Genomic DNA, 26,272 nt, shown 5'->3' on the forward strand with positions numbered 1-26,272 from the left:
ATTAAAATAAAAGCCTACATTGGAGTTAAACTTGGACAATTCACTAATGCCAGGTCTATCTTTAAAGAATAGGAATTGCAATGCCAACAATCCAGCTAGAAAAATAAGCAAGCTTGTTCGGTGTTTGATATTTACTGTAGTTTTCACCCCTCTGCTGGCGGCCCAAAGAAAAATAGAGATTGTGGCTAGTATTTTGAGAAACCAGATTGAGATCACGATGTATAGTAAGCCCGTCGACCTTCCCATTTTTATTGCATTTCGAGGCTCAATCACTTTCAGGCCTGCACCCTAACTGTCTACGCTTAAACGGCACTGTTACCAGTGCCCTTCCAAGACTCGCTATTGATGGCGTGGCTTTCGCCTTTCCAAGTAGGGTCTCCACCTACTAAGTTACTCAATCTAGCTCGGTCGCTCTACTTTCTACAACTTCATCCAACCGAGAAAATGGAATCATTCATCCGGATTCCGATTATTAATGACAGCTCACTTACCTACCCCTTTATTCATTACTGAAAATGCGATCAACTCGTTATTATCTGGGTCGATAATAACAACGCCTATATAATAATTATTACATAAAATGAAGCCATCAATACAAGCTTTCCGGGATACATCGACACGATTAATAAAAAGAGGACGTTTAAACAAAACCGTATACCTATCCACATTTTTTCCAGTATTTATTTCTTTTTCCAGAAATATAGTTCTAGATCCTTGGGCTTCGCTTAACTCATTTTTGCTAGGATCACCGGGCAGAGAAGCCGATTGAGATGTATCAAATCCTATTATTTTAATTGGCGCGTTATGCACATAGGGTTCGATCATTTGCTTGATTCTTAAATTGGGGATTTGGTGGTGAATTTCTACCAGAGAGAAGATGATAGTTGATAGGAGAAATACAATACCCACACCTTTTCCAAGTGTAATTCTTTTGGCGAATAGGAAGACATGCAGGCATGAAAGCAATATACATCCAACGGTTACCACGTAAAACTGCATGGCTGTCATGTTATATTGATAGGGCGCGATAACGATATAACTCAAAATGAGTACGATAATAAGGCCGATGATTTTAATGCTTTTTCTCAAGGATTAACCTCCAATTGTTCAATTCCTTAATCTCCCTTTATATTATATTTGTTCCAGAATATCATTATTGCACAAAAAAAAGCTAGCCTGTAAAGGTTAGCTTTTTGATTGCTTATTTAGCCAAATGTCATAGTCTAAGAGCATCGAACGAAAGCGCGAGAACCCATTCTCGAACAAGGTCTTTACAACTTACCTCATATATGCATAGTATGGACGAGCAAAAAGGTTCCTGATTTCCCTCTTCTTCATTGAACCAATAGCTAGAAATCGATACAAAGTTACTCACTATTACACAGTGGAACTCAGGTATCACAACCTCAATCACATTCACAATCACATTGAAAAATGTATGGAATGAGGTAAGTGAACATCATGGCAAACATCGGATTAAGTCAAAAAGAAATTGAACTAAGCATTAGGAGAATGTATGTTCTATGTTTAGAAATGTCAAGAAGGTGGCATTATGGTCGTTATACGGTTTGTTTAAAGGGTGGGTGAATACTATGGAGAAAGTAAAGTCGGCAATATGCTCTTATTGCGATCAACCAGCGACATTTCGAATCGGAAATGTTGACTATGAACTGCATGCTTGTGATGAACATGAGGATGCTGCTTATAACGAGTTTGATAGAGTGACTGGAGAAGATTCGTGGAGGATGATTTCAATAGCTTCACATGGCTTTCCTGAGCCTAATAGGATAGGAAAGTTTTGAAGAAATTTTAGGTTGGTGATAGGTCTCAGATGGCATCTAGGATAAAACATAATCAATATATTGGTGGCGCCGAACAGTACGAGGAACATTTAGATTCGATGAATTCAATAGTAAAAGTGCTTTCTGATTCTAAAAAACTACCTGAAATAAAGAATAAGGCTGTTGAGATTTGCCCTAGCTGCAAACTATTTAAATATATCGGAGAATCTTGTACTTGCTGTGGTTCAAACGATAAGGGATTAAAGGTGACATCTTAAGAGATACAAAAAAACACTAGCGGGGCTAACGCTAATGTGTGAATGTCCCCCAAACCCTACAAATCAAATACCTAAAATATCTCCCGAATCCATTGGATCGGGAGATTTCTTCTTTTCTGACTCGCTAGCTCGTCTGACTGTAAATCCTGCCACCGATCATCGTCCATGCAACTTGGAATTTGTCATCCAACAAGACCATGTCGGCATCGGCGCCAAGGGCGATCCTGCCCTTCTGCGGCAGACCTAGCAGATCCGCAGGTGTTCGTGACGCCATAGTAACAGCATCCTCTAGGGAGATGCCTAGCTCCACAGTATTTCTCAATGCCTTGTTCATCGTTACTGTACTGGAAGCGAGTGTTCCGTCCTGCAATTGTGCGACTCCGTAAGCGACCTTCACGGCGTGTCCGCCGAATTGGTAGTCCCCGTCACCCAGTCCCATCGCATGGAGCGCGTCCGTGATAAGGACCATCCCTTCCGCTCCCTTGATCTTATGCATCAGCCGTATAATTGCGGGATGAAGGTGGACATGGTCCACAATCGCTTGCAAGCTAACATGCGGTTGCTCGAAAGCAGCGACAATCAGCCCCGGGTCACGGTGGTGAATCGGGCGCATGCCGTTGAAGCAATGCGTAATATGGCTTGCCCCCAGACGGAAAGCCTCTGTTGCTTCGTCATATGTAGCGTCGGAATGCGCAATCGCCACGATAATTCCACGTTCTCGCAGGTAAGTAACAAGCTCCATCCCACCAGGGAGCTCGGGTGCGATCGTGACCATTTTCAACAGAGAGCCCGCTTGCTCCACGACCCGCTCCATTTCCATGATATCCGGATGCCTAAGAAAGGCTTCATTCTGCATCCCTTTTCGTTTTATATTCAAATAAGGACCTTCCGTATGAATCCCGACAATCGATGCGCCCCGCTCCTTACCTGCCACTTGCTTGACATTGTCGATCATTCGCAGTAAATCCTCCATTTTGGAGCTTACCGACGTAGCCAAGAATGAGGTACATCCCGTGGCAGCACATGTCTCTGATACGACTTCGATACTCCGAACGGTGCCATCCATCATGTCATAACCTTTCGCCCCGTGAATGTGGACATCAATCATGCCAGGAATTAGTAGCTTACCCTCCCCATCGAGAATATCAAGCCCCTCCGAGTGAACGAGCTCGCCTTCCACAATCGCGGTGATCCGTCCATTTTCCACACATACCGAACCTTGTTCTATGATTCCTGTCTCCGCTACAACACGGACATTCGTAATCCATTTCGAAGTTTCCACTTTGAATCCCCCCCCCCCCCGTCTTAAAAATTCAGGTTCAGTATACTAGAGTCTAGTAAAAAATAAAAGAGAACAAAAAGACTGTGTCGAACGCGCACTCTTGTCACATCAAAATGCCGCGAAAAATTAAGGATATAGTCGAAATAGGAAATATATGGGTCAAACTACGCAGGACTAAAAGCACTTACTAGAATAGTTAAACTATTATAAATTTTAATATACCAATGGTTAAATTAATAGGTTGGTTTCATACTCTATTATGGGAGGTTTCATTTTGAAAAAAAGCACCTTGAAAATCACTAGACTTTTACTAGCAACTAGTTTAACAGCAGGGCTTTTCACAACATCATCTGCATTCGCAGCAGAATCAAACTACTCAGAGGCAATTGAAGCACCGCCGGTAGATTTTAATATTGTAGACGATGAGCGTTTGGCAAAAGGGTTAATGGACAGAGGGCTGTTAAGCAAAAGTGCTACGCCTGAACAGATTGCCAAAGCCGTCAAATCATACGTATCAGCTAAAAACAATAAAAGTGTTAAATCAAAAGAAGACACAAATCATGATGAAATAGACAAAAAGTCAAAGGATTTTATAGAAAAGCAGAAAACCAAGTTGTTTTCCCAACTGAACAATGGCCAAGAGAACTTTAAAAAAGGAAATCCAAATGGCATACCCGTTCCCTCGGCAATACAAGATACATACAGCGGTCCTGTTCGTGAAGATAAAGTACTCGTTCTTTTGACTGAATTCTCTGACTTTAAACATAACAACGTAACACAAGAACCTGGTTACATGTTTGCAAACGATTTCAATCGTGATCATTATCAGAAGCTCATGTTTGGAAATACAGATTTCACCTTATTTGATGGTTCTAAAATTCAAACCTTTAAACAGTACTATGAAGAACAGTCCGGTGGCAGTTATACCGTAAATGGATACGTATCCGATTGGTTAACCGTTCCTGGTCAAGCAGCCCAATACGGAGATGATAACCCTGCTGGCGGTCATGATAACTTAAGCCCTAAGGGGCCTCGTGATCTAGTGAAAGATGCGCTAAATGCGGCAGTAGCAACCGGCCTTAATTTAGCGGATTATGACAAGTTTGACTTGTATGATTTGGATGGGGATGGCAACCAAAACGAACCCGATGGTTTAGTTGACCACTTGATGATTATTCATGCAGGAACAGGTCAAGAAGCTGGCGGCGGACAATTAGGCGATAATGCCATCTGGTCTCACCGTTGGACTTTAAATGGTGTGTATCCTATTGCAGGCACAACTGCGGGGGTCGACTATTGGGGTGGCCGTATGGCTGCTTACGACTATACCATTCAGCCTGAAGATGGTGCAGTAGGTGTTTTTGCTCATGAATACGGTCATGACTTAGGACTGCCAGATGAGTATGATACCCAGTATACCGGACAAGGTGAGCCCGTTGCTTCTTGGTCCATCATGAGCGGCGGTAGTTGGAATGGTAAAATTGCCGGCACAACACCTAGCTCTTTTTCACCACAAAATAAAGACTTTTTCCAGAAGACAATGGGCGGAAACTGGGCAAATGTGAGTGAGATTGATGCCGCTGACATTACGAAATTAGGTACAGCTGCCATCATTGATCAAAGTGTAACGAAGTCGAAAAACCCAGGTATTGTTAAAGTCAACTTGCCGGATAAATCCGTTCCAGGTATTCAACCTGCATTCGGTGCACGCTATTATTACAGTACAAAAGGCGATAACCTTCATACCACACTCTCAACTCCTGAGTTTGATTTAACCCAAGCACAAACCGCTACATTTGATTTTAAAACCTTGTATGATGTCGAGTTTGAGTATGACTACTTAACGGTTACAGCATCAACTTATAATGAGCAAGTTACCCTTGATATCATTGGTGACAATGATACGAACGGCGACGCACGCGCGGAAACTACCAACGGAGCTTGGGTAGACAAGTCCTACGATTTAAGCCATTTTGCCGGCAAAAAAGTTACCCTCCACTTTGACTACGTTACGGATGGTGGACTTGCATTGAATGGTTTTGCAATGGATAATGCGAAATTAACCGTAAATGGTCAAGTCGTATTCTCGGACGATGCTGAAGGCGCTGCTAAATTTAACCTGGACGGCTTTGTCGTGTCGAATGGTGTAGAACTTAAGAAGCACTATTACTATCTGGAATGGAGAAACTACGCTGGAGCTGATAAAGCTCTTGCCTACAGCCGTGGTGTCAAATACAATACCGGACTTGTCGTTTGGTATGCAGATGACAGTTATCTAGACAACTGGGTCGGTATCCATCCAGGTCAAGGATTCCTTGGCGTAGTCGATTCTCACTCTGACGCTTTAGTATTCAAAAAAGATGGACAGGATTCCGTCGCGCAAACGACACGTTATCAAGTTGCGGATGCGGCCTTCTCCTTGGATAAAACGCCTTCATGGTACATCAACAACCCGACTAGAGGCGAGTACAATTATAAATCCTTGCAAGGTGTAGAGGAATTCTCAGATTCCAACAGCTATATGAACTCATTAATTCCAGACGCTGGACGCCTTGTCCCAAGTTATGGATTAAAGTTCCGAGTTGTCGGTGAAGCTAAAGATAATTCTGCTGGATTAGTTTGGATTCATAAGTAAATATAATTAGAAAACGGAGCCCGCAATTATGCGTGGCTCCGTTTTTTCATCTACCATTTCAACCTACTAGTTGGTATTCCCTACACTTCCGATCGACAATATAGACATGGCCTGTTGGATCGTTTCAGCAACAATATCCCCAGCATTTTGTCCGGATGTAAGCATTCTTGTACCTTGTCCTGCCCATAAGGACATGTAGTCAGCATTGCTTTGACTAGCGGCAGCATTCCTAATATCCCGTGTAGCAGTATTTTGCGTAGGAAAAGGAAGTGGCTCTACGCTGCTCGCATCCCATTGTCTAATGAATTGGTTGAGAACCCCTCTTGCTGGTCGACCTGAGAACACCTTGGTAATGACTGTACTCTCTTCTGTACTTTTTAATAGTGCCTCCTGGTAGGAGACATGAGCACCTGATTCAATCGCAGTCAAAAAACGCGTTCCCATCTGTACACCTTGCGCTCCAAGAACGAGGGCGGCGACAAGCCCACGACCATCCATTATACCGCCAGCGGCAACGACTGGAATCTGAACACAATCAACTATTTGCGGTACCAGTGCAAACGTTCCGATGTTTGCACCCATAGGATGATTCGAAATGTCGAATGTTCCCCGGTGTCCCCCCGCTTCGCTTCCTTGTGCAACTATGGCATCACAACCGGACTTCTCAGCCAAGATAGCTTCATTAACCGTGGTCACCATGGTGACAATTCGCATGCCAGCCGATTTAGCTTGTCGCATTAGGGGTTCAGGAAGAACACCAAATGCCGTACTAATGACAGGCACTTTTTCTTCCAACACGACCGCAAACTGTTCTTCAAAATGATCCGGAGTTACCACGAGCTCCTCAGTTGCTTGCGTTATTCCAAGATGGTCTCTTACCTGGTTAAGCTGTCGCTGAACTTCCTTCGTTCTTTCATTCTTGTCCGTCATTTGAATTGAAAATAAATTCACGCCAAATGGCGCATCCGTTAGCTGACGGATCTCCTGAATTGCTTTGCGGATTGCACTAGGCGTCATATAGGCAGCCCCCAGCGTCCCAAGTCCGCCTGCGTTAGAGACAGCTGCCACCAACTCAGCAGTTCCAGGTCCACCCGCCATTCCCGCGAGGAAGATCGGATAACGAATATTAAAAATTTTACAAAGGTCTGTTTCAAGTTGAATTCTCATCGTATCCCCCAGAGAGATCTGATTTAAATGCGCTGAAAGCGTTGCGGCCATTCCATCTTCGGATGGAAATTGTACAGCAGCCCCTCTGTATATATAATAGCATTTACCCATAGTGATTTGAAAATCAGAGGCTTTTGATCGAGAAATTGCAGCGGATCGACCGGAACCGAGAAGTTGGTAAAGGCTTCAAAGTCACCTTCGAATCCTTTTGGCCAATGTCGCTTCAAGGGATGATCGGGGACACGCCCGCCAGCTTTCACCTGCTCAAAAGTCTCCTGCAGCCACTCCATGGCAGTGACTTCCTTAATCGGGATCACTATACTCTCCCATCCCTTGAGAAGGGAACCGTGTTTCCCCCACTCAATGCGCACGATTGGGCGCCCGTCATTTTCATGCGCCTCCTGTACGGCGGCCTGTGATTCGATGACACTACTATGAAAAAAGGTCAGCACATTCGTAACGGCTTCCGTGTGTGGATCGTACGCAACCCAAATCTCTTCATGATCACATGGCTCATAATCGTCAGGGAAATCGTAATCGTCTTCCCAAAACAAATGGTAGCCAATAAGCGGAAGTGTTGGATGATGAACAGCCACCACATCCTTTAGAGGAAAACACTCGAGCGGCGTTGTAAGTAACAACGGGCAAAATTTGCGAATAAAACGAATATCGCGCTCTTCCAGCGGCTGCGGCGGAGCCAACTCCAGCGTACGCTTATACTGCTCGCCCGCGCGCCGTAAATTTCCATCGAGATGAAAATATTCCGCCCGCCAGGCCGAGTATTCGGATTGCTCAGGGCAAACCTGCTGGAGCAGCTCCAATAATGGAAGGATGGCCTGGTAATAGGCGCTTCCCGCTTTAACTTCACCGCTCAGCATTTTTGCCGCAAGTGTCTCACTAGCAAGCTTGAATTCATGGGCGTAAATTTCAATCATAAACGCTCACCACGCATCTTTTGCCTCAATTGCACCAGAGCTGCAACATTTCGTGTGGTTATAGATGCAACGCCCAAATCCGCATACTGCATCATTAAGTCTTCTTCATTCACAGTCCATACATAAACCGGCAGCCCTAGGGATGTTGCATAATCCATTAACTCTTGGCTCACGATGCTGTAATGGATGTTGATGCCAAAACAGGAGGCTGCAAGTGCATCCTCGCAGGTTTGTACCATAGCATCTCTATACGGAAGTGTTCTAAACAAGTCGTGGTCGGTATTGAGCAGTTTGCGTATTTCTGGGTTCAATCTCTCTGCTAGCATCGCACGTTCCATCCCACAGCCGGATAGAAAAGCCTGCTCTGACATCCCATATTGCTTCACCAACGAAGCAACAGGTTCGATACTCTCGTCCACTTTCAAATCCAAATTCACGACTTTACCCGAAGCTTGGATAAGCGGAAACATATCTTCCAGTCTGCATATTTGAATCGTTTCACGTTGTTCCCCATGAGTGACCTCAAACTGAAGCTCTCTAAATTCATCAAAGAGCATTTGCGAAATGGACATTTTCAAGCCATCAACGGTAACCCATTCATCATCATGAGCCAAAACCGGGATGCCGTCCTTCGTCACTCTAACGTCTTCCTCAACCACGTCTGCACCGAGCCTAAGCCCCGTTTGCACAGATTCGAGCGTATGATCAATCGTGTTCATGCTGCCGCAGTGAGCGGTTATGAGCGGAAATCGATAACCCATGCTACAAAACACTCCCTTTCATCGATCCACATATATAGCATTCGTAAAGGCGATCAATGTGCGAACTCCACGAACGTTACCTTTGAGCTCAGCCCGAATCCATAGAAGTTCATCGCCAGGAATTTCAATCTCGTAATTCGGTTGATCCACAGTAACGAATTGCTCGCTTAGAACACCGGTATTCCCTATCAAGTTTAGCGTATAATGGGGTTCCTGAAAATCCCAAATCTCTTTCCGTACATGAAAATCTATGTTTACATGGACCTTATAACTGTGGGAGTGATCCTGCCGAGAAACGACGGCGCCGACACCGTAGCACGCAGTATCTGTCCGAATTTCTAGCGTTACCAAAGGTCCTATGGTTACCGATACTTTACCAGCCGCGAGTGCACGCACCGCTCGGTTCGTCACCGTCCCTTCCCCGTCATCGATGTCGAGATACGTCACCGATACCGGTTCATCCGTTTGCTCTTGGGCGTGCCAATCACGCCCTGACGTGGCCGCAATCCGGTAGCCTTCATTCAGCTTGTCCGTCCATAATCGGTAAGCGCGGTCGTTGTCTGTTTTAATCGAAGGGAACGTGCCAGACCAAACCTCGATATAATCCATATCGTTCCAATTCTCGATGTTGAATTCCCAGAAGCAGCCCGTACAAATTGGAATTCCTATGCGATAAGGATGTGCCATACCGACAATCCCCCCGCTTCTATGAACATCGGCAATCCCTTTGTGGATATCGTCTGGGCCCGCCGGACGCCAGTCAACAAAATTGGTCAGTCCTATCGTCACCATATGTCCATAAAAGGTCGTCCATTCCATCCCGGAAATGATCGAAATTCCCGTTTCTTGTTCCACGGCATCTTTATCATGTAAACCTGTCATGGTATTGTGGTCGGTCAACGCAAAACACTCGAAACCAAGAGCCTTTGCACCATTAGCCAGCTCCATAAGCGTTTGTCTTCCATCGCTGTGGAACGTATGACTGTGTAATTCGCAGGCAATCCAGGGCATGCCGCTATTCCTCCTCTTGATGAATTTGCAATGTGTAACGGCAGCTTTCTGTAACAATCGCATGCAAACTTAACGTAACGTGCCACATGCCTGTTAGCATTTTACCACTGACAAAGCCGGGGGAAGATTCCAGTTCACTGATAACTAACAGCTGCTCAGGATCATGCCGATGCCCCGCACCGCGGTGTCGTTCAGGGTCGTCAACGGACACAGTTATTAAGTTTTTCAGCGGCAGGAAGGATTCCCATTTCGCCTGAATCCGCTCACGCTGATTGGGTTCCGTGTACTTGTTGATACTCTCGAAAATCATCGTTTTCGATTGTTCCCGATCATCTAAATTTTTGGGTTCATAAGCAAAATGGATCCTTAGCTTACCACCGTGCGTACCTAAGTGAAAGCGATACGAAATATGCGTTTTGGAGGCATTGGGATGTACAATTCCTTGTACATCCAGAATTAGTTGATTCATCGTGACCTCGCACTCTCTTCCGTGATCATACTGCGGATATAAAAGTATCCCATTACTGAACAAAGCAGGAACGTAAAGAAAGCGATAGCCGCTGCTAACTGTTTTTCTTGGAAAACGCCGAAAACTTGTTCCATAGATACCCCTAGCATTTGTGGTGCATTGGGTCCAATTAGAAATGGAGCCGTAAACGAACCGATCACACCCATGAATACAAAAGTAACAGCAACGAGCAAAGTCTTATACGTAAGCGGCAAAATGAAACGGACGAAGATTTGCAATCTACGTGCTCCTACATCCTTCGCGCTTTCAATAATAGAATTGGGAACAGCGGATAAGGCGGAGCCAAGCAGCATCGTCGTAAAAGGAATGTTAAACCACAAATTAGCGATAATAATCCCCTTCATGTCGAAAATAATTCGCGGCATGTCCCCTCCGTTAACCAGAAGTAACATGCGGGATACCCAACCGTGGTTGCCAAGTAATTGAATTAATCCGTACGTAGCGATGACAGATGGGATGAAGATTGGAATCATGTACATGTTGCGAATCCATTTCACCATCGTCCCGTTATTGAACCTCATATAAGCCGCCAGCGCGTAGCTGATAATTAGCACAAGAATGACCGAAATAATCGTCACTTCCAGTGTAAAAATGATGTTGGAGCGCATCAGCTTATCCGTAAATAAATACGTATAATTGGACAAATCGTAACCGCCAGACTTATTGGTCAAGCTTTCTTTGAAGGAAATGATGATCGGAATGACGACAGTGACAAAGAGCAATAAAAAAGAGGGGATGACCAGAAGCAATCCCAGTATCCCCATTTTCATTTGTTTACTCATTGGGCAGCAACATCACTTTGCCAGCGTTTGGTCATATCTTTGTCCAGTTCGCCGATATTGAAAGAACGGAATCCTTCGGATGCACCTTTGAATGAGTCTTGAATTTCTTTAGACATATTTGTTAGCTTGATCCCTGGGAAACCATGCATTTTGTCTACAACCACGGCTTGTGCTTCAGAAGAAAGAACGAAGTTCAGGAATTTGTAGACCGCATCCTTCTTTTCAGATAGTTTAGGAACCATTAAGTAGGTTGGTCCGCCGTTAAATCCTGGCTTGATTTGCGCCATTTTTGTTGTTTTTGGAAGCTGACCTTTTGCCAATTGCTCAAGAACCATATCCGACCATGCCGGTATCATATCCACTTCACCGCTTGTCAGTAAATCTAAAGTTCCTTGGTTTTTCTTTGGATAAATACCTTTGCCGTATACGGATTTCCCCAGTTCCTTGAGCAGCGCGAAGCCTGGATCCCACCCTTTTTCAACACTTGGATCGGAATTATGAATAGCTTCTTCTGGCAGGAATTTATATAAAGTTGTCGCTACAAAAGAATTACCGGAACCCCCTGTGGATGGATCATTGTAAGCAAATTTGGCTGGATTTTTCTTGATCCAATCATACAGCTCATCCAAATTAGTTGGAGGTGTCTTTACTTTATCACTGTTATAAGCCAATACGACCGCAGATGAACGATAAGGAATAGCGAGATTGGAGATATCTTTCAACGTTTTCTCATCGACATTTGCCAAGTTTTTAATTTTGTCACCTGGTAAAGTGTCCCACAGGCCATCTTTTTGGCCGCGAGTTACATAAGACAAGCCATCTTCATATAAATCGATATCACCTGAGCCTTTGTTAGCTTGCTTTGCAGCCGTAATGCGATCATAGGTTGGTTGTGCGCCTGTTCCTGAAGGAATGTAGACTGGTTTTACTTTAACATCCGCATTTTGTTTCTCGAACATAGGAATCAGCGTATCCCACAGATCTTTTACATTTTGTGAGCCGGTAAAATAGAAGTTAAACTCGACAGGCTGTTTCGTACCAGCTGTTTCTTTGGCCGGACTGGTGCTTTGAGTTGCGGAACCTGCATTTGTAGATGAGCTGCCGCACCCGGATACAAAAACAGCGGTAGCGGTCATTAACGTCACTAACATAACAGCGGATTTCTTGCGAAACATAGATAATTCCTCCTTGGGATATGGGTCTAATTTTCCGGATAGGCTAAAACTTTTGCAAAGCTTACTTTTATTTGTTGCCCTGTATAAAGATCCTTGACGAAATCCCGTGGTTGAAACGCCCGGATTGTGCCATACTCTGGCAAATCGATGGACACTTCGGCATAATGCCCAAGTACCATTACCTGTTTGATCACGCCGGAAAGGCCTAGTCCCTCTTCACCTTCTATCATCACGTCTTCAGGTCGAACTGCCACATTTACTTGCCCGGACAGATTTTTTGTATTTGGAAAACTTAGATGCCCTACGGTCAACCCGCCGGCCGTGATCACCCCTTTCAAAAAGTTCATTTTCCCAATAAATTGGGAAACAAACAACGTACTCGGTTCATCGTAAATTTCTTGCGGAGTAGCAATTTGCTCAATATTGCCTTGGTTCATAACGACAATGCGATCAGAAATCGATAGTGCTTCTTCTTGATCATGAGTGACAAATACCATCGTAAGGCCTGTCTTGGATTGAATTTCTCGCAGCTCTTCTCTCATCTCGTGACGAAGCTTCGCATCAAGTGCTGAAAAAGGTTCATCCAGCAAAAGAACGGCAGGATTAAGGAGCAAGGATCTGCCAACCGCTACGCGCTGCTGCTGACCCCCGGAAAGTTCACCCGGATATTTGAGCTCAGCTCCAGGTAAGCGAACCAGCTGAAGAACTTCGTTAACAGCTTTTTCGATGTCAGCCTTTTTCATCTTGCGTATTTTGAGACCGAATGCCAGGTTGTCAAACACCGTCATATGCGGCCATAGATTGTAACCTTGAAACACCATGGAAGTCGGACGTTTTTCCGGAGGTGCTTTTAGCACGCTTTTGCCCTCAATGAGAATGTCTCCTGAATCTGGGTCGAGAAACCCTCCGATGCTGCGAAGCACCGTTGTTTTACCACAGCCTGATGGGCCCAGCAGTGTGATTAACTCGCCTTTGCGAACATCGAGGTTGATCCCTGATACGCCTTCACCAGTTTTATAGCGCTTCGTCAATTGTTGAACGGAAAGCTGAATGTCCATAGGTGCCCCCTAAAAGTTTTGTTGAGCATTGCTTCTAAGCGATTACTTCGAAACAAAACTCGCATCGGAAGCATACGCTTTGCTAATTGGAATATCGTCATTTGAGTTGGAAGCCGCTGGACATAATATCTGCACTCACAAAGCGCTGCGCGGCCAGCAGTAGGATAATCGTCGGCGCTGTCAAGATAATGGAAAATACAGCACCAGCGTAGGCTGGATAATCACTGATGATAGAGTACATGACGATCGGCATCGTTTTATAATTGGGGATACCCACCAGAAAAGTACCCTGGGCTTCATCAAGCGAGTTAAGGAACGTAAAGATCGAAGCCACGATAATACCTGGCATCGCCATCGGCAGCGTAATGCTGCGGAATACGCGGAACGGGGTCGCCCCCACATCCCTGGCTGACTCCTCCTGAGCTGTATGCACATTGCGGAAAGCAGCCGTTGGAATCCAGGTCATGAACATGAGTACATTGATCATATGGATCAAAACAACGCCTATCAAAGTGTTCATCAATCCCAGTTTGTAAAAGAGTACAGCGATCGAAACATAAAGTCCCATTTTCGGAAAAGCATGTGTCAGTAGAAACGAGAACAAGAAAAAACGGCTAAGCGGAAAACGTATGCGAGCAAACGCATAGGCCGCTGGGATACAAAGCACAATGGATAGAGCTGTCACGATGGATGCGATCATAAACGACAAGCCGATCGATTTCGCGATATCCTCCTGTTTTAACACAAATGTCCACCATTTGAGTGACCATTCGTGCGGCAAGATATCTGGGTAGGTCCATTTGCCGGTAAAAGCCAGTATGGCTAGGTTGAGCAGCGGGCCCAAGAAGAAGATGACGAACACAACAAGTATGATAAATTCCACGATTTTACGTGGCCCTATCGCTTTTAAATACCAACGCATGAGGACTAACCACTCCTTTTCGAGAGAATTTATTGGGTTGATTGCCGGACAATCAATCTGGGTACAAGCTGCTTGGGATTCTCAATGTTCACTTCCTGACGGATAAGCTTGTCTAACAAGCTCAAGGCCTGAGTCCCCATCTCCTCTGTATTGACCCTGACGGTAGTTAAAGAGGGTGAGAACATCGCCGCAAAATCGATATCATCAAAGCCTACAACCGCTACCTGTTCAGGAATGCGTACCGATTGCTCCAACATAAACTTCATGGCGCCCAGCGCTATCATATCGTTGGTGGCAAAAAGCGATGTAAACCCGCCTGCACGAAACTGCTCCCAGTGGCTGCGCATTAACTCATACCCTTCTCCGAAGGTGGAAGTCGAGGCCTGTAAGATCGATGATGATGGGATCGGAACCCCAATTCCTGCCATGTAATTCTTAAAACCTTTCAGCCTCAAATTGTGGCTGCGATGCGTCTGTGGTCCAGCAATCACGAAAATCTGACGATGTCCTAAATCCGTTAGATACTCGGCGACCATCCGTCCGCCTTCCTCGTCTTGATTAACAATATGCATGACGCCGTCGACATCCGTGGAGCCATTGACCATCACGTAGGGAACTCCGAAGTTCGTGATGTAATCAATGACGTTCTGCTGCAAGCGGCTGATCAGGATCAGTCCGTCCACCCTTTTTTCCATCATAAAATCAGCAGAACGCAGCGACATATCATGATCTGTTGTAACGAAAACGGAATAATTTAAACTTGCGGCTGTCATTAAAATAGCATCAAGAATTTTGCCGTAAAACGGATGAGACGCAATGGGATGATGCTGGCGATAAATAAGTACGCCAATGTTATGCGTTCTCTGTGAAACCATAGCCCTTGCTACTGCATTGGGCCTATATTGCAATTCTTCAATCAGCTGGAGCACCCTATCGCGTACCTCCAAGCTGGTATAGCCCTTGCCAGAAATCACCCGCGACACGGTTGATTTGGATACGCCGGCACGCAGGGCAATTTCCTTAATCGTAAGCTCCATGCTGCAACCTCATTTCTTCGTGTGAGACCGTTCCCACATATCAAAAATAACGTATTTTTGTTTTTCCTGTGTCAACCACAAGATAATAAATTGTAAATCTTCAAAACAATCAAATACCTTGATTACTTTTTTATGCTTCTTATCATAAAAAAAGACCGCCCATTAGCGAGCTAACATGCTCACTGGGCGGTCTTTTTCGACACATATTATAAGTTACTAATTTATTGTTTGATATTTACTCAAAATAAGTTATAATAACTGTAATTATTTTAAGTATAGAAGGGAAGTTTTAATTATGGCAACAGTACTTTATATCACTGCACACCCGCATGACAACCAAACATCATTCAGTCTAGCGGTAGGTAAAGAATTTATCGAGGCTTACCGTGAAGCGAATCAATCAGATGAGGTTATTCATGTTGATCTGTTCAAACAAGATATTCCACAAATTGATGCAGACGTATTCAGCGGTTGGGGAAAACTTCAATCAGGAACAGCTTTTGACCAGCTTTCTGATGCAGAAAAAGCAAAAGTAGCACGTTTAGGCGCTCTAGTTGACCAATTCGTAGCTGCAGATAAATATGTTTTCGTTTCTCCAATGTGGAACTTCTCATTCCCTCCAGTATTGAAAGCTTACATTGATGCAATTTCCGTTGCAGGTAAAACTTTCAAATATACGGAAAGTGGTCCTGTTGGTTTGTTGACAAACAAAAAAGGTCTACATATTCAAGCGAGTGGCGGCATTTATTCCGAAGGCCCTGCTGCTGCATTTGAAAGTGGCTTCAGCTACCTGAAAAAAATCTCGCAATTCTACGGCATCCCTTCCTTCGAAGCCATTTTTGTTGAAGGCATGGCTGTAGCGCCGGATCAAGCTCAATCCATTAAAGAAAAAGCAATTGCTCAAGCAAAAGAAGTTGCTGCTAGTTTCTAAGAAAATAGTAAGAACCCGCTAAATCTAGCGGGTTCTTTTTACGTTCAATGAATGAAGTTCTTGTAATCAGTCCATATTTTCAAATAGAAACATTCCCTTTACTGCGGCTCATTAACCAGAGGGTTAACCAAATAAATACAAAGCCTACTAGTTGTCCCACGGTCAGTTTTTGACCAAATACAACCCAGTTTATGCAGACACCTACTGCCGGGAAAGCAAGCTCGGCAAGCGTTGCAAAGAATGCCTTTGTTGATGACAGCCCCTTATAATAGAGGAGCATGCTGATCAACCCTGGGAAAAAGGCTTGGAACAGCAGGTTGACTGCAATAAGTGTTAGATCACCACTAGAGCCTCCTACATGCCAAGCATCGCCACTTACCAAAAGAACAACCGTTAGCAGCGGGATCGCCATCAGGAAGCGCAGTGATGTGACAACAGGGAAATCCAAGTTTTTTTGAAGCAGGAACTTACCCATGACGGTCGATCCCCCCCATAAGACAGCCGCCAGAATGGAAAATAAGCAGCTTAACATACCTAAATCCTTCAAGCCCATCTGCGGGGAAGCAAAACCAAACGTCAGCAGATACGTGCCTAAGAGCGCCATTACGATATAGGCAAAAAATTTAGAAGGCAGTGTCTCTTTAAGCAGCAAACGAGCCAATACAATGGCGAATAAGGGCTGCAATTTCTGCAAAAGCAAAACGGAGTTTGCACTGCCGTGAGCGAAAGCTGAAGTGAAGAGTATGGTGGCTATGGCCGATCCACCCCAAGAAATAAATAGAAGAGCGCCAATAATTGCTAGAGTTAGTTTGCCAGCTAAGGACTTACGGTACTTTATCAGCACCGGAAGTGCATAGCAGGCCAGCAGTAGATGCTCTATGAACACAATTTGAGCAGAGGAAAAACTTTTCAACAATAAGATTCGAAAAAGAGGGTCCAACCCCCACAGTGTAGCTCCGAGTGCCACATACCAGATCCCATTGATGCCCTTGGTACTTGATGAATACAAACTTGCGCGCTTACTTCCTAGCTTAAATACATTTTCCAATTCAAAAACCTCCCAATAGGAGAGACTTTGAGAGATTAGCTCAAAGATCCCTAGATGATGTTTTGAATTGAACCTTCTGAAAGAGACAATGCCCCTGTTTACAAGCAACAGGGGCATTGACAAACAGACCTATTAAAAATTGAATTTTTAACAAGTTGTCCTTCACCTTCTCTCATCCGGACTATACCGTCGGCCTTGGAATTTCACCAAGTCAGTCCCAATCCATACAGACTGGGAGTCGCGGGCTTTGGATACTTACGTATCCATCACCGCCGGTAGGGAATTTCACCCTGCCCCGAAGGTTCAAATCTTATTTTGTTTGTTTATTTGGTCCAAATAAACGCTAACGTTGAAAGTGATGTTAACACCGATAAATAAAAAAAGCAAGGATTTTCATCTCTGCTTCGCATTTTTCACTCTGATATATACCAACTTCTTCTCGTATTTATTTCACGTTGAGCTCTTAAAAGAATACGTAAGGCCTTATCAATTTCTTCCTCTGCTCGTCTCAGTTTATCTGCCGAGACACTTCGCTTCGAGGCTCCCAGTACATCTATCGCTTCGTTAATTTTGTCAATAATTTCTTCTCTTGAGACTCTCGTCATACCATTTTTCCCCTCCCTCGCACTTGGGCTTTTCATCATATCTTTATTCACTATTTCTTCTTCCACTATCTCTATATCTATTTCTTTTTTTGGAATTTCCTTCTTCACTCTTTCTTTCTTTACTGTATCTTTCTTTACTGTATCTTTCTTTACTATTCCTTTCTTCACTATTACTTTTTTCGGCATTACTTTTCACCCCCCATTTCCCCCATACTATATCTTATGCTTATGAGAGAAATGACGATTGGGTATATACCGACACTCATGATATATAATCCTACTAGTCAAAAAACATAGACGAACACACTAGTAATAGATACAAAAAGAAAAAGGGATCTCCAACTGTCTTATATATCTGACAGGGATACCCTTTATAATATCGGCTGGCGTCGTTTTATAAAAAGAAATATAACAACGCCAATTGCAATTCCAACAAATGAAAAGAGCATAGGAAGCCAAACTGGACCCAAGAGAAAACCGAAAGGTTGAAACACATCCGAATAGATGATTCCTACCGTCCCCAGAAAAGCGCCTAATACAAAAGGAATATACGCATACTCTGCCGTATCTCCCCCGTCTTTATAAGCATCCCAGATACCAAACATGTAAAGACAAGGGTAAAACATTAGCCAATGATAATCGGTTTGCTGGATGGCCTCTTGAATGTTTCCTTTGAAGCTGTTGATTATAATTTGATTGAGATCGGACATATAATTCACGATAAATTCCAATATGATCAACGTGATTCCTTTGACATATTTCCCGTTTAAAAATTGACCAAACCCAGGGAGTGCGATGGCCCATAATAATTTCTCAATTTTATTGGATTTGTGCATAGTTGTCATTTGGCAGACGGTGATTTGCCGTACTTGCTATGAACTCAGGTGAAGGCATCTTGCTATGGGATCGTTCCTCTACAAAATTTCCTCCTCTTACTTCGGGCGTAATCCTTTTTAATAAACCTACAAAACCTCTTATTGTAAACAAAGTAAAGTTAATTGATGCAAATGTATGAAGAACAGACCAGGATTTCCATCTAAACAAATCGGTTTTTCTTTCTAAAAACCATTGAAGCAAAGTCATTGGTCCACTAAAATATAAACTTCTCGTGAGGAGTTCAACTGGCTTGCTTTGATAAGTCGATCTTACCCAGATAACACTTAAAAGCGGATAGAATAACAAATCGTACAAAATATTCGTGTCAAATACTTTGGCGAAAGGACGAACGGGGTACGATATCTTCCCTTTTTTAATAAAGAAGGAATCTATCGAACTTGATAAAACGCATTTCGAAAAGAATACAGTCAGATACATGAGCAGGTTTTTACGTTTCAAGATGAATGGGGCAGCTGCTAATGATGAGGCAAATAAAATTCGTAATAATATCTTTTCCATATAGATCTTTCCCCCTCGCTTTTTTGCTATTGCTTCATACCTTCTAGTGTGGATAAAAGAACATTCTATTATGCATATAAGGAATTGTCAGCTAACCAAAGAACTAAAAAGAGCTGCCGCGGGCAGCTCTATTTATGTTTGACTGACATTTGTATAATAAGGGGATAGATAAAACACATCTCTAGTTAGACAGGATGGTATTAGATGAACGATAAAATTGTAATGCCGGTATGGACAATTGGCTTGTTCATTGTGGTCATGAATACGACGATGTTCAATGTTTCTATCCCTAGTATTATTCAAGATCTTGGCATCACCGCAGATCTCGGGTCGTGGGTAATTTCAAGCTACTCCATCGGGTATGCCTTATCAACAGTTATTTACAGCAGGCTTTCAGATGTCCTATCGATTCGCAAGCTGCTGACCGTGGGGCTCTTGGTGCTTGGATCTTCATCGGTTTTCGGATTATTTGCCCGGGATTTCAATGCATTGCTTATGGCTCGAATTCTTCAGTCCGCAGGTGCAGGGGCGATGGCCGGCCTTGGTTTGGTTCTGGCTAGTCGATATATTCCGATCGAAAGACGGGGGTCAGCCATCGCCATGATTTCCGCAGGGAGTGCTATGGCTTTCGGGCTCGGTCCGATCGTTGGCGGCTTGATTAGCGAATACCTTGGTTGGAACGGGTTATTTGCAGTTACATGTCTAGTTCTGGTCATACTTCCAATTCTCGTGCGTTTGCTTCCCAAAGAAAATGCGACAGCCTTTCGGTTCGATATTCTGGGTGCTCTCTTAACGATCGTCAATGCTACTACGCTGCTTTTAGCTGTGACACAACTTTCTGTCTCCTGGCTTGTCGCGAGTTGTCTTTCATTGCTTGTACACACTTGGCACTTGAAACGAGCGAACAATACGTTCATTAACCCAGAATTATTAGGCAATCCAGCTTATCGTAAACTTGTTACGATTGGGTTTTGTATCTTAGTATTGAACCTTGGCAATTTATTTCTTATGCCGTTGGTGTTAGCCAAGGTCTTTGATCACTCGGCTATGATGATTGGCTTAACCATTGCGCCAGGAGCCATTTTATCGGCCTTCTTAACACGTTTCGTCGGACGATGGATTGATCGATACGGTAATCTACGCTTTATGTTTATAGGGCATTGTATTTTATCTTTCGTTATGATCGCTTTTTATTTGACTCTCGGCGCTTCACCACTTGTTATACTTCTTGGATATCTTTGTTTTTCTCCTGCTTTTTCAGCAACGATAGCGTCTTTGAACAACGAGACCTCACGTATTCTTCCAAAATCATTAATAGGATCGGGCATGGGGCTCATGCAGCTAATCCAATTTTTTGGAGGTTCAATTTCTGTTGCGATTTGTGGCATACTACTCGAAATTCAAAAGAATACGTCACTTCCTTATTCCTTCAAACACGTCTATGGCCTTTTATTTTTGATAGGTCTGAGTTCTCTGGGCATGTTGCTGTGGTACAAGCTTACAGCACCTCTGGCAGTTTCCTACGGAGATAAATGATAAATCCTTTTTTAATTGGACAGTCTAATTCTTAGAGGTGATATAGATATGAACGAAACACAATTAAAACTAACTTCGACTGAAATCGGAGCTTTGTGGGGGCAATATGTAAATGAAACTATGGTAAATCAAGTAAATAAATATATGCTTTCCATTATAGAAGATACGTCCATTAGAGAGATTTTTGCCGATGCAATAAAAATATCAGAAAATCAATTGCAGCAGGTTTCGACTTTTATTCTTAATGATGGATTTCCATTACCCATTGGTTTTTCAGAAGCAGATACCAATCCCAATATTGGAAGGTTATTTTCAGATGTTTTCTGTTTGGATTATTTGTATCTCATGACCATACATGGATTAAACGGTCACGTATATTCGCTTACTACATCAGTTAGAAGAGATTTAAGGGATTTTTTTGATTCGTGTTTGACGGATGGAAAAAATATGTTCCAACGTACCGTTGATTTATTACTTGAAAAGGGGCACTTTCAAAGAGACCCGTATTTCTTCCCCCGTGCAAACCCAGAGTTTATTGATAGCAAAAAATATCTCGATGGTTTTTGGGGAGATAAACGTCCTCTTTCAGCCATTGAAATAGGTAATATTTCCCTAAACTTAAAGAAAAGTATTATGGCAAAAACACTTGGAATTGCATTTAGTCAAATTGCCGGATCCAAAGAAATAAGGAAATTTCTAACAGATGCCGTTCAAACGTCAAATGACCACATTCAATTGCTAAGTAAAAAACTAAAAGATGATAATTTACCTGTTCCGATGTCATGGGAAACGGAAATAACCGAATCTACAGATTCACCGTTTTCAGATAAACTTATCATGTATCACACTGGTTTTTTGTTTCTGACTTCTCAATCCTATCATGGATTAGGACTAGCAGGTTCCATGAGGTCTGATCTAATTCTTGATTATGAGCGAATCATTCTCAAAGATCTAACTGTGTCAAAAAATTGGTTTGATCTCATGATAAAAAATAAATGGTTGGAGCAACCTCCAATTGCACCAAACAGAAAAGAAATTGCAAAAGACCAATAGTTTTCCACATATGATTAAAGCCCTCTTTGTAAGAATTCAAAAAGGGCTTTTCAGCAATTATGAAATTTAGTTTTATATTTTATATATGATTGTTTCATAGCTATCGATCCATAGACTGGATGAATCATTTTCAGGGCGGCGGTTGTCTCTTCCGGTTCGATAGATCACATTTTTACTGTCCTTGATAACATCGCCTGCTAACGCGTCATTATCTAATTGAACAAACAAAGCATCCTTTGTTAAGTTAACTATGATCAAATACTTACAATCCTCGTACTGCCTCAAGTAAGATAAAACCTGCTCTTCAGAGTTGCGAATGAACATTAATTCTCCCCTCCAAAATGCCGGATTGTTCGTCCGAAGATGAATCAGAAATTGATAGTGCTCGAACATATCCATATCGAATTGATCCCAGTTCAGCTTATATTCATCGAATAAGGATGTCCATGTTTCCAACGTACTCTCATTAAATTCCTGCCCCATCATGATGCATGGAACACCTTCAAGCGTCAGCAAGATAGAAGCTGCAGCTTTTGCAAGCTTTTCGCCAAAAAAGTCACATGCTCTCGACCGTTCTTTTTCCTCCAGCCAACTCATTCTTAGCGCATTCCTAGGAAAGCTGTACTTATAAGAGTTATAAATCGTTATAAAATCGCTCTGTGTGATTGTACCGTCAACCATATCGCTTATCAGAATGCGGGGGCTGCCGTCGTAAGTCAAGTCACAAGATTCAATATGATGATACTCATCGTAGGACTGTGAGATTAGGATGAGATCAGCTTTTACTTCTTGGAGCGCATGCTTAATTTCAGAGAGAAAATCAAAGGGAGTTATGTCCGAATCGTCCAATCGAATACCGTCAAAATCAAACTCGACTATCCAATATTTCATAGCCTCAATGACATATTTCCTCATCTCACGGTTACTAAATTCTAGCCCAGCGAAATACGCCCGATTGGGAACATCATAATAGATCTCATCTTGTTCATTTCGAGTAAAATATTCCGGATGGCTTCTTGTCATAATGTGATCCACACTTGTGCGGTTCAACACCCAATCCATAATGACTTTGATCCCGTTGTCATGAGCTTTTCGAATAAATGAGAGTAGATCCTCTTTGGTTCCGAAGCTGGGATCAATGGAATAAAAATCTTTTACCGCATAGGGGTCGCCATACTTACCTAACCGTCCCTCATGTCCAACTTCGTTGAAAGGCATCAGCCAAAGTGTATTTATCCCCATTTTTTTGAAATAGTCGATTTTGTCTGTTAGTCCATTAAAACCATTTTCGGTAAACGCCCTGAGATGAAGTTCATAAATCACCGATTTTTTAATCCAGTCGGGACTTTGGATAGCCGTAAAGTTTTCATACATAAATCCAGGTTGTTCTTTTGAAACATCAAGGGTTCTGATCAGTACTTCTCCCTGTTCAGTAACTGTAATAGCGGAGTTATTTTGCCCATCTTCCGACACACTCGGATTCAATGGGTCCAAAATCCATGCTTCTCCATTCACTACAAACTTATATAGATGTCTACCCTTAGGTATCGCTAACTCAATCTCCCAACCTTTCGCATCTTCCCTTTTGTTCATATAGTTTCTATCGCCGTTCCAGTTATTAAAGGTCCCTGCTAAGGCGACACTATCAACTTCAATATCTGTGTAATAAACAAACCGCACGCCATTTGTTCCTTTTGTTGGAAAGTCAGGTGACATTGTATGAGCTCCTTCGTATTCATCTCTTCTCCTATAGTAGCAGTAAAGAAAAAGGCTGCCCATATCCGATTCCACTCCATTATGATGCTATTCTGTTGTGATCATTGTGCCCAAGCCAGTAGTTTCATGAGTTCGGGCTATCATAGTGTCTTTAAAGCTTTTAGGAGAACATTGATGGTGTCGTTTAAAAAGTTTGTAGAAGTGGGAAATGTTCGGTAAGCCAACCTGTTCAGCAATCTGAGCAATGCTAAGATCTTCGGTCAAAAGGAGACGTTCGGCATATTTGATTCTGCGGTGAATCACATAGTCTGTGAAGGAAATGCCCATGATCTGTTTGAAATATTTGAGGAAATAGGTATAGCTGAAATTAACGAGGTGACATGCTTGCTGGGCAGATATTTTATCCGATAAATGGGCTTCCACATAATCGAACACCGACTTTAAGTTGGAGTCGTTTATCGATCGGCTTGGTCCTAACAATCCCATGTTGTCATGACGTAATAATAAAAAAATACATTTCTTTACCAAATAGTTCATTGCGAGCTCATAGCCCCTCTGCCTCTGCTGATGTTCTTGCTGCAATTCAATGACCGTGTTGAAGAATTGTTGACGCAGTTCCGAATCTTTAAACAATGTGTTTAGTTCAACTAAAGGTAGGATTGACTCCTGAAACAGATACAAGTATGGAAGCATGTTGGAATCAAAGAATGCTTCCAGCTCAAATTGAAGCGCTACATAATCAACGACCTCGTTTTGTTTTCTCAGATCGATATGGGGTTGGCAAGAACCCAATATCAGCACATCTCCCGCTTGCAAGTGGTATACCTCCGCAGGTGTGTGAATTTCCATTCTTCCGGACCGAACAGCTATAATCTCTATTTGAGGATGGAAATGCCATCCATCTTGACATATTTTCATGCTGTTAAAGCTAAGCACTTGAATACGAAGAAGAGGATCATCATAATGAATCGGCTCTTTAAATATGTTCATATCGTTCCTCCAGAACTGAAAGGGCTATGTGTTTAACGGAATTCCATGAAGACAAACTTTACCTATTAACCTGCCCTTTACTTCAAAGAATAAAGCAGGTCGCCCTAAGCGCCTGCTTTTATGGTACGTCTTTATTCTCCACAAGTCATTACTTAATCGTTGCGACTGCCATGAATCGTTCCGTTTCGCCCGTTGCCAGATTCATCCTTGGCCCCTACGTTGAAAGTCCAATAGCCTGCAAGGCCCGTATGGTTTTCGGTTTCAACATGGTTGTTCATATCATCTTGGATTTCAACTTCTGTTCTTACCGTCGTCCAGAATCTGACCTCTCCGATCTGACCATTGAAATATCGAGGATCCTCCAAAAAATCGGCGCCAATCGTAATCGGGGACGAATTTGTCTTGTAAGTGACGCCCGAACTCATGGAATCGAGTACTCCATTAATGTATAATCTCATAGTTTGAGTCGTACCGTCGTATAAAGCTGCTAAATGATACCATTTATTTAATTCAAGGTTGGTAACTGAATTAACCTCCATTCCATCCCCTATCTGGAAGTTTATTTTATTGTAGTCAGGATAAGTCGGCGGACCGTCACTCAAACGAAGTGTGAAGGAATCTTGACCGTGCGCTTGATATTTGGACACAATTCCTGTCTTCCATTCGAAATCCTTCGGTTTAACCCATGCTTCGATCGTGAATGACGATAAATTATAGACCATGTCATTCGCGATTTCTACATAATCGCCGGCACCGTTGAAATCCAAAGCTTGATGCGGTTCGGCGACAATTAGAATAGGTGGGGTCATAACAGAGACTCTATTCGATTCCCCTGCCTTGGGTCCTCCTGTTACTATCAATTTAAATTCATAGGATGTGTTCGGTGTAAGTCCGGTTACGGTATAGGTTGCATCGCTGACGCTGAGAGTCCCTGCGTCCATAAATGTTGATTCCGCAGCAGTCTTCTTTAACAACTTCACACTTGTCGCCCCAAATGGCTTGCTAAAAGTAAAGGTCGCGTATGTGGCTGACGTAGCAGTTGGTACAATGGTGAAATCATCGATTGGATATGCTATCGTGTTTGGTTCAATTCGAGAAAGTAAATATTCAATCTCCCCTTTGAGGCCAAATATACCATCTCCATTCATATCCCACTCGTGGTCAGCCACGTCTGAAGCAATCGGTACGATGTCTTCAATATTGAAGGCTTCGTTATCATCGACAACGATAGGAGGCAAAGAAAAAGTATTCGTTTCACTGTTCGATACGACTTTTGCTGTAAGCATGTGCACTCCATTACGAAGTGGAGGCAATTCAAGAATTACATTCGAATTTCCATTCCCGTCTTTATAAGCAAGCTTCGATATGCCTTCAAAAATCTCGATCGTTGAGCCTATTGGAGCTCGCATAATAACTTCAGGTGTAGTGTCCATTATAACCGTTCGTATAGGTGAGATTAGTATAGACGGTGTAGGTACGCTAGCAATAGCATGATTCTCTTTGCTTAATAACGCGTATCCACTGGAAACTAACACGAATGTTGCGAGCATTAGTCTAGCAAGTGCCCATTTCATTAATCTTCGTTTCATCTTGATCCAGTTCCTCCCCGATCCAATATAGCTTTTTATTTATTATCATAAATCTG

General features: G+C 43.0%; 25 protein-coding genes and 1 riboswitch. Of the genes, 5 read left to right on the forward strand and 20 right to left on the reverse strand.

Annotation, left to right across the window (positions count from 1 at the left end; translation table 11 throughout):
* Window positions 1–246 (reverse strand): GerAB/ArcD/ProY family transporter (locus GC098_RS41535; RefSeq protein ID WP_171643168.1); only part of this gene is annotated, 246 nt, incomplete at its 3' end.
* A gap of 237 nt (window positions 247–483) precedes the next feature.
* The gene (locus GC098_RS10765) at window positions 484–1,089 is read right to left on the reverse strand and encodes a hypothetical protein (RefSeq protein ID WP_171643169.1); all 606 of its coding nucleotides are present in this window, start codon (window positions 1,087–1,089) and stop codon (window positions 484–486) included.
* A gap of 434 nt (window positions 1,090–1,523) precedes the next feature.
* Here GC098_RS10765 and GC098_RS10770 point away from each other — a divergent pair, with 434 nt between their 5' ends.
* Entirely contained in the window at window positions 1,524–1,802 is a 279-nt protein-coding gene (locus tag GC098_RS10770; protein ID WP_171643170.1) for a hypothetical protein, read from the forward strand.
* A 381-nt stretch (window positions 1,803–2,183) separates the two neighbouring features.
* Here GC098_RS10770 and nagA read toward each other — a convergent pair whose 3' ends face one another.
* The gene (gene nagA, locus GC098_RS10775) at window positions 2,184–3,341 is read right to left on the reverse strand and encodes an N-acetylglucosamine-6-phosphate deacetylase (RefSeq protein WP_312880045.1); all 1,158 of its coding nucleotides are present in this window, start codon (window positions 3,339–3,341) and stop codon (window positions 2,184–2,186) included.
* A 259-nt stretch (window positions 3,342–3,600) separates the two neighbouring features.
* Here nagA and GC098_RS10780 point away from each other — a divergent pair, with 259 nt between their 5' ends.
* On the forward strand, window positions 3,601–5,976 hold the full coding sequence (locus GC098_RS10780) for an immune inhibitor A domain-containing protein (RefSeq protein ID WP_171643171.1): 2,376 nt from the start codon (window positions 3,601–3,603) through the stop codon (window positions 5,974–5,976).
* Between the two features lie 66 nt (window positions 5,977–6,042).
* Here GC098_RS10780 and GC098_RS10785 read toward each other — a convergent pair whose 3' ends face one another.
* From GC098_RS10785 to GC098_RS10830, 10 genes are all read right to left on the reverse strand, one after another.
* A complete protein-coding gene (locus tag GC098_RS10785) occupies window positions 6,043–7,143 on the reverse strand; it encodes an NAD(P)H-dependent flavin oxidoreductase (RefSeq protein WP_171643172.1) in 1,101 nt (366 codons plus the stop codon).
* A 23-nt stretch (window positions 7,144–7,166) separates the two neighbouring features.
* Window positions 7,167–8,078 carry a hypothetical protein gene (locus GC098_RS10790; protein ID WP_171643173.1) on the reverse strand — a complete coding sequence of 304 codons (912 nt, stop codon included), beginning with the start codon at window positions 8,076–8,078 and terminating at the stop codon, window positions 7,167–7,169.
* A complete protein-coding gene (locus GC098_RS10795) occupies window positions 8,075–8,839 on the reverse strand; it encodes a glycerophosphodiester phosphodiesterase (protein WP_171643174.1) in 765 nt (254 codons plus the stop codon). The genes GC098_RS10790 and GC098_RS10795 overlap by 4 nt, the downstream gene beginning before the upstream one ends.
* An 18-nt stretch (window positions 8,840–8,857) precedes the next feature.
* A complete protein-coding gene (locus tag GC098_RS10800; RefSeq protein ID WP_171643175.1) occupies window positions 8,858–9,850 on the reverse strand; it encodes a CehA/McbA family metallohydrolase in 993 nt (330 codons plus the stop codon).
* Between the two features lie 4 nt (window positions 9,851–9,854).
* Window positions 9,855–10,319: a hypothetical protein gene (locus GC098_RS10805; RefSeq protein ID WP_171643176.1), complete on the reverse strand. Its 465-nt coding sequence runs from the start codon at window positions 10,317–10,319 to the stop codon at window positions 9,855–9,857.
* Window positions 10,316–11,161, reverse strand: coding sequence for an ABC transporter permease (locus tag GC098_RS10810; RefSeq protein WP_171643177.1), 846 nt, complete (start codon window positions 11,159–11,161; stop codon window positions 10,316–10,318). The genes GC098_RS10805 and GC098_RS10810 overlap by 4 nt, the downstream gene beginning before the upstream one ends.
* A complete protein-coding gene (locus GC098_RS10815; RefSeq protein WP_171643178.1) occupies window positions 11,158–12,336 on the reverse strand; it encodes an extracellular solute-binding protein in 1,179 nt (392 codons plus the stop codon). Before GC098_RS10815 ends, GC098_RS10810 begins: the two co-directional genes overlap by 4 nt.
* A gap of 26 nt (window positions 12,337–12,362) precedes the next feature.
* Window positions 12,363–13,394: an ABC transporter ATP-binding protein gene (locus GC098_RS10820; protein WP_171643179.1), complete on the reverse strand. Its 1,032-nt coding sequence runs from the start codon at window positions 13,392–13,394 to the stop codon at window positions 12,363–12,365.
* Between the two features lie 97 nt (window positions 13,395–13,491).
* The gene (locus tag GC098_RS10825) at window positions 13,492–14,316 is read right to left on the reverse strand and encodes an ABC transporter permease (RefSeq protein ID WP_171643180.1); all 825 of its coding nucleotides are present in this window, start codon (window positions 14,314–14,316) and stop codon (window positions 13,492–13,494) included.
* A 29-nt stretch (window positions 14,317–14,345) separates the two neighbouring features.
* Window positions 14,346–15,353: a LacI family DNA-binding transcriptional regulator gene (locus tag GC098_RS10830; protein WP_171643181.1), complete on the reverse strand. Its 1,008-nt coding sequence runs from the start codon at window positions 15,351–15,353 to the stop codon at window positions 14,346–14,348.
* Between the two features lie 295 nt (window positions 15,354–15,648).
* On the opposite strand from GC098_RS10830, the gene GC098_RS10835 reads away from it, so the two are divergent.
* On the forward strand, window positions 15,649–16,284 hold the full coding sequence (locus GC098_RS10835; protein WP_171643182.1) for an FMN-dependent NADH-azoreductase: 636 nt from the start codon (window positions 15,649–15,651) through the stop codon (window positions 16,282–16,284).
* Window positions 16,285–16,363: 79 nt separating this feature from the next.
* On the opposite strand, the gene GC098_RS10840 is transcribed toward GC098_RS10835, so the two are convergent.
* From GC098_RS10840 to GC098_RS10855, 4 genes are all read right to left on the reverse strand, one after another.
* Window positions 16,364–17,332, reverse strand: coding sequence for a DMT family transporter (locus GC098_RS10840; RefSeq protein ID WP_171643183.1), 969 nt, complete (start codon window positions 17,330–17,332; stop codon window positions 16,364–16,366).
* A 160-nt stretch (window positions 17,333–17,492) separates the two neighbouring features.
* Window positions 17,493–17,639: riboswitch (FMN riboswitch) on the reverse strand.
* A 106-nt stretch (window positions 17,640–17,745) separates the two neighbouring features.
* Complete coding sequence (locus GC098_RS10845; RefSeq protein ID WP_171643184.1) at window positions 17,746–18,123, reverse strand: hypothetical protein; 378 nt, start codon at window positions 18,121–18,123, stop codon at window positions 17,746–17,748.
* 185 nt (window positions 18,124–18,308) lie between these two features.
* Complete coding sequence (locus tag GC098_RS10850; protein ID WP_171643306.1) at window positions 18,309–18,773, reverse strand: hypothetical protein; 465 nt, start codon at window positions 18,771–18,773, stop codon at window positions 18,309–18,311.
* Window positions 18,757–19,332 carry a CBO0543 family protein gene (locus GC098_RS10855; RefSeq protein ID WP_216625234.1) on the reverse strand — a complete coding sequence of 192 codons (576 nt, stop codon included), beginning with the start codon at window positions 19,330–19,332 and terminating at the stop codon, window positions 18,757–18,759. Before GC098_RS10855 ends, GC098_RS10850 begins: the two co-directional genes overlap by 17 nt.
* A 204-nt stretch (window positions 19,333–19,536) precedes the next feature.
* Between GC098_RS10855 and GC098_RS10860 the strand changes: the two genes are divergently transcribed.
* Window positions 19,537–20,868 (forward strand): MFS transporter, encoded by a 1,332-nt coding sequence (locus tag GC098_RS10860; RefSeq protein WP_171643185.1) that lies wholly within the window; start codon window positions 19,537–19,539, stop codon window positions 20,866–20,868.
* Between the two features lie 48 nt (window positions 20,869–20,916).
* A complete protein-coding gene (locus GC098_RS10865; protein WP_171643186.1) occupies window positions 20,917–21,921 on the forward strand; it encodes a DUF3231 family protein in 1,005 nt (334 codons plus the stop codon).
* Window positions 21,922–21,993: 72 nt separating this feature from the next.
* Here GC098_RS10865 and GC098_RS10870 read toward each other — a convergent pair whose 3' ends face one another.
* The 3 genes from GC098_RS10870 to GC098_RS10880 all read right to left on the reverse strand — a co-directional run bounded on the left by GC098_RS10870 (window position 21,994) and on the right by GC098_RS10880 (window position 26,216).
* Complete coding sequence (locus GC098_RS10870) at window positions 21,994–23,637, reverse strand: alpha-amylase family glycosyl hydrolase (protein ID WP_171643187.1); 1,644 nt, start codon at window positions 23,635–23,637, stop codon at window positions 21,994–21,996.
* A gap of 87 nt (window positions 23,638–23,724) precedes the next feature.
* Window positions 23,725–24,627: an AraC family transcriptional regulator gene (locus GC098_RS10875; RefSeq protein WP_171643188.1), complete on the reverse strand. Its 903-nt coding sequence runs from the start codon at window positions 24,625–24,627 to the stop codon at window positions 23,725–23,727.
* Between the two features lie 152 nt (window positions 24,628–24,779).
* Window positions 24,780–26,216 (reverse strand): LamG-like jellyroll fold domain-containing protein, encoded by a 1,437-nt coding sequence (locus GC098_RS10880; RefSeq protein ID WP_171643189.1) that lies wholly within the window; start codon window positions 26,214–26,216, stop codon window positions 24,780–24,782.
* Window positions 26,217–26,272 lie beyond the last annotated feature (56 nt).

The sequence above is a fragment of the Paenibacillus phytorum genome (assembly GCF_013141715.1).
Taxonomy (GTDB): domain Bacteria; phylum Bacillota; class Bacilli; order Paenibacillales; family NBRC-103111; genus Paenibacillus_E; species Paenibacillus_E phytorum.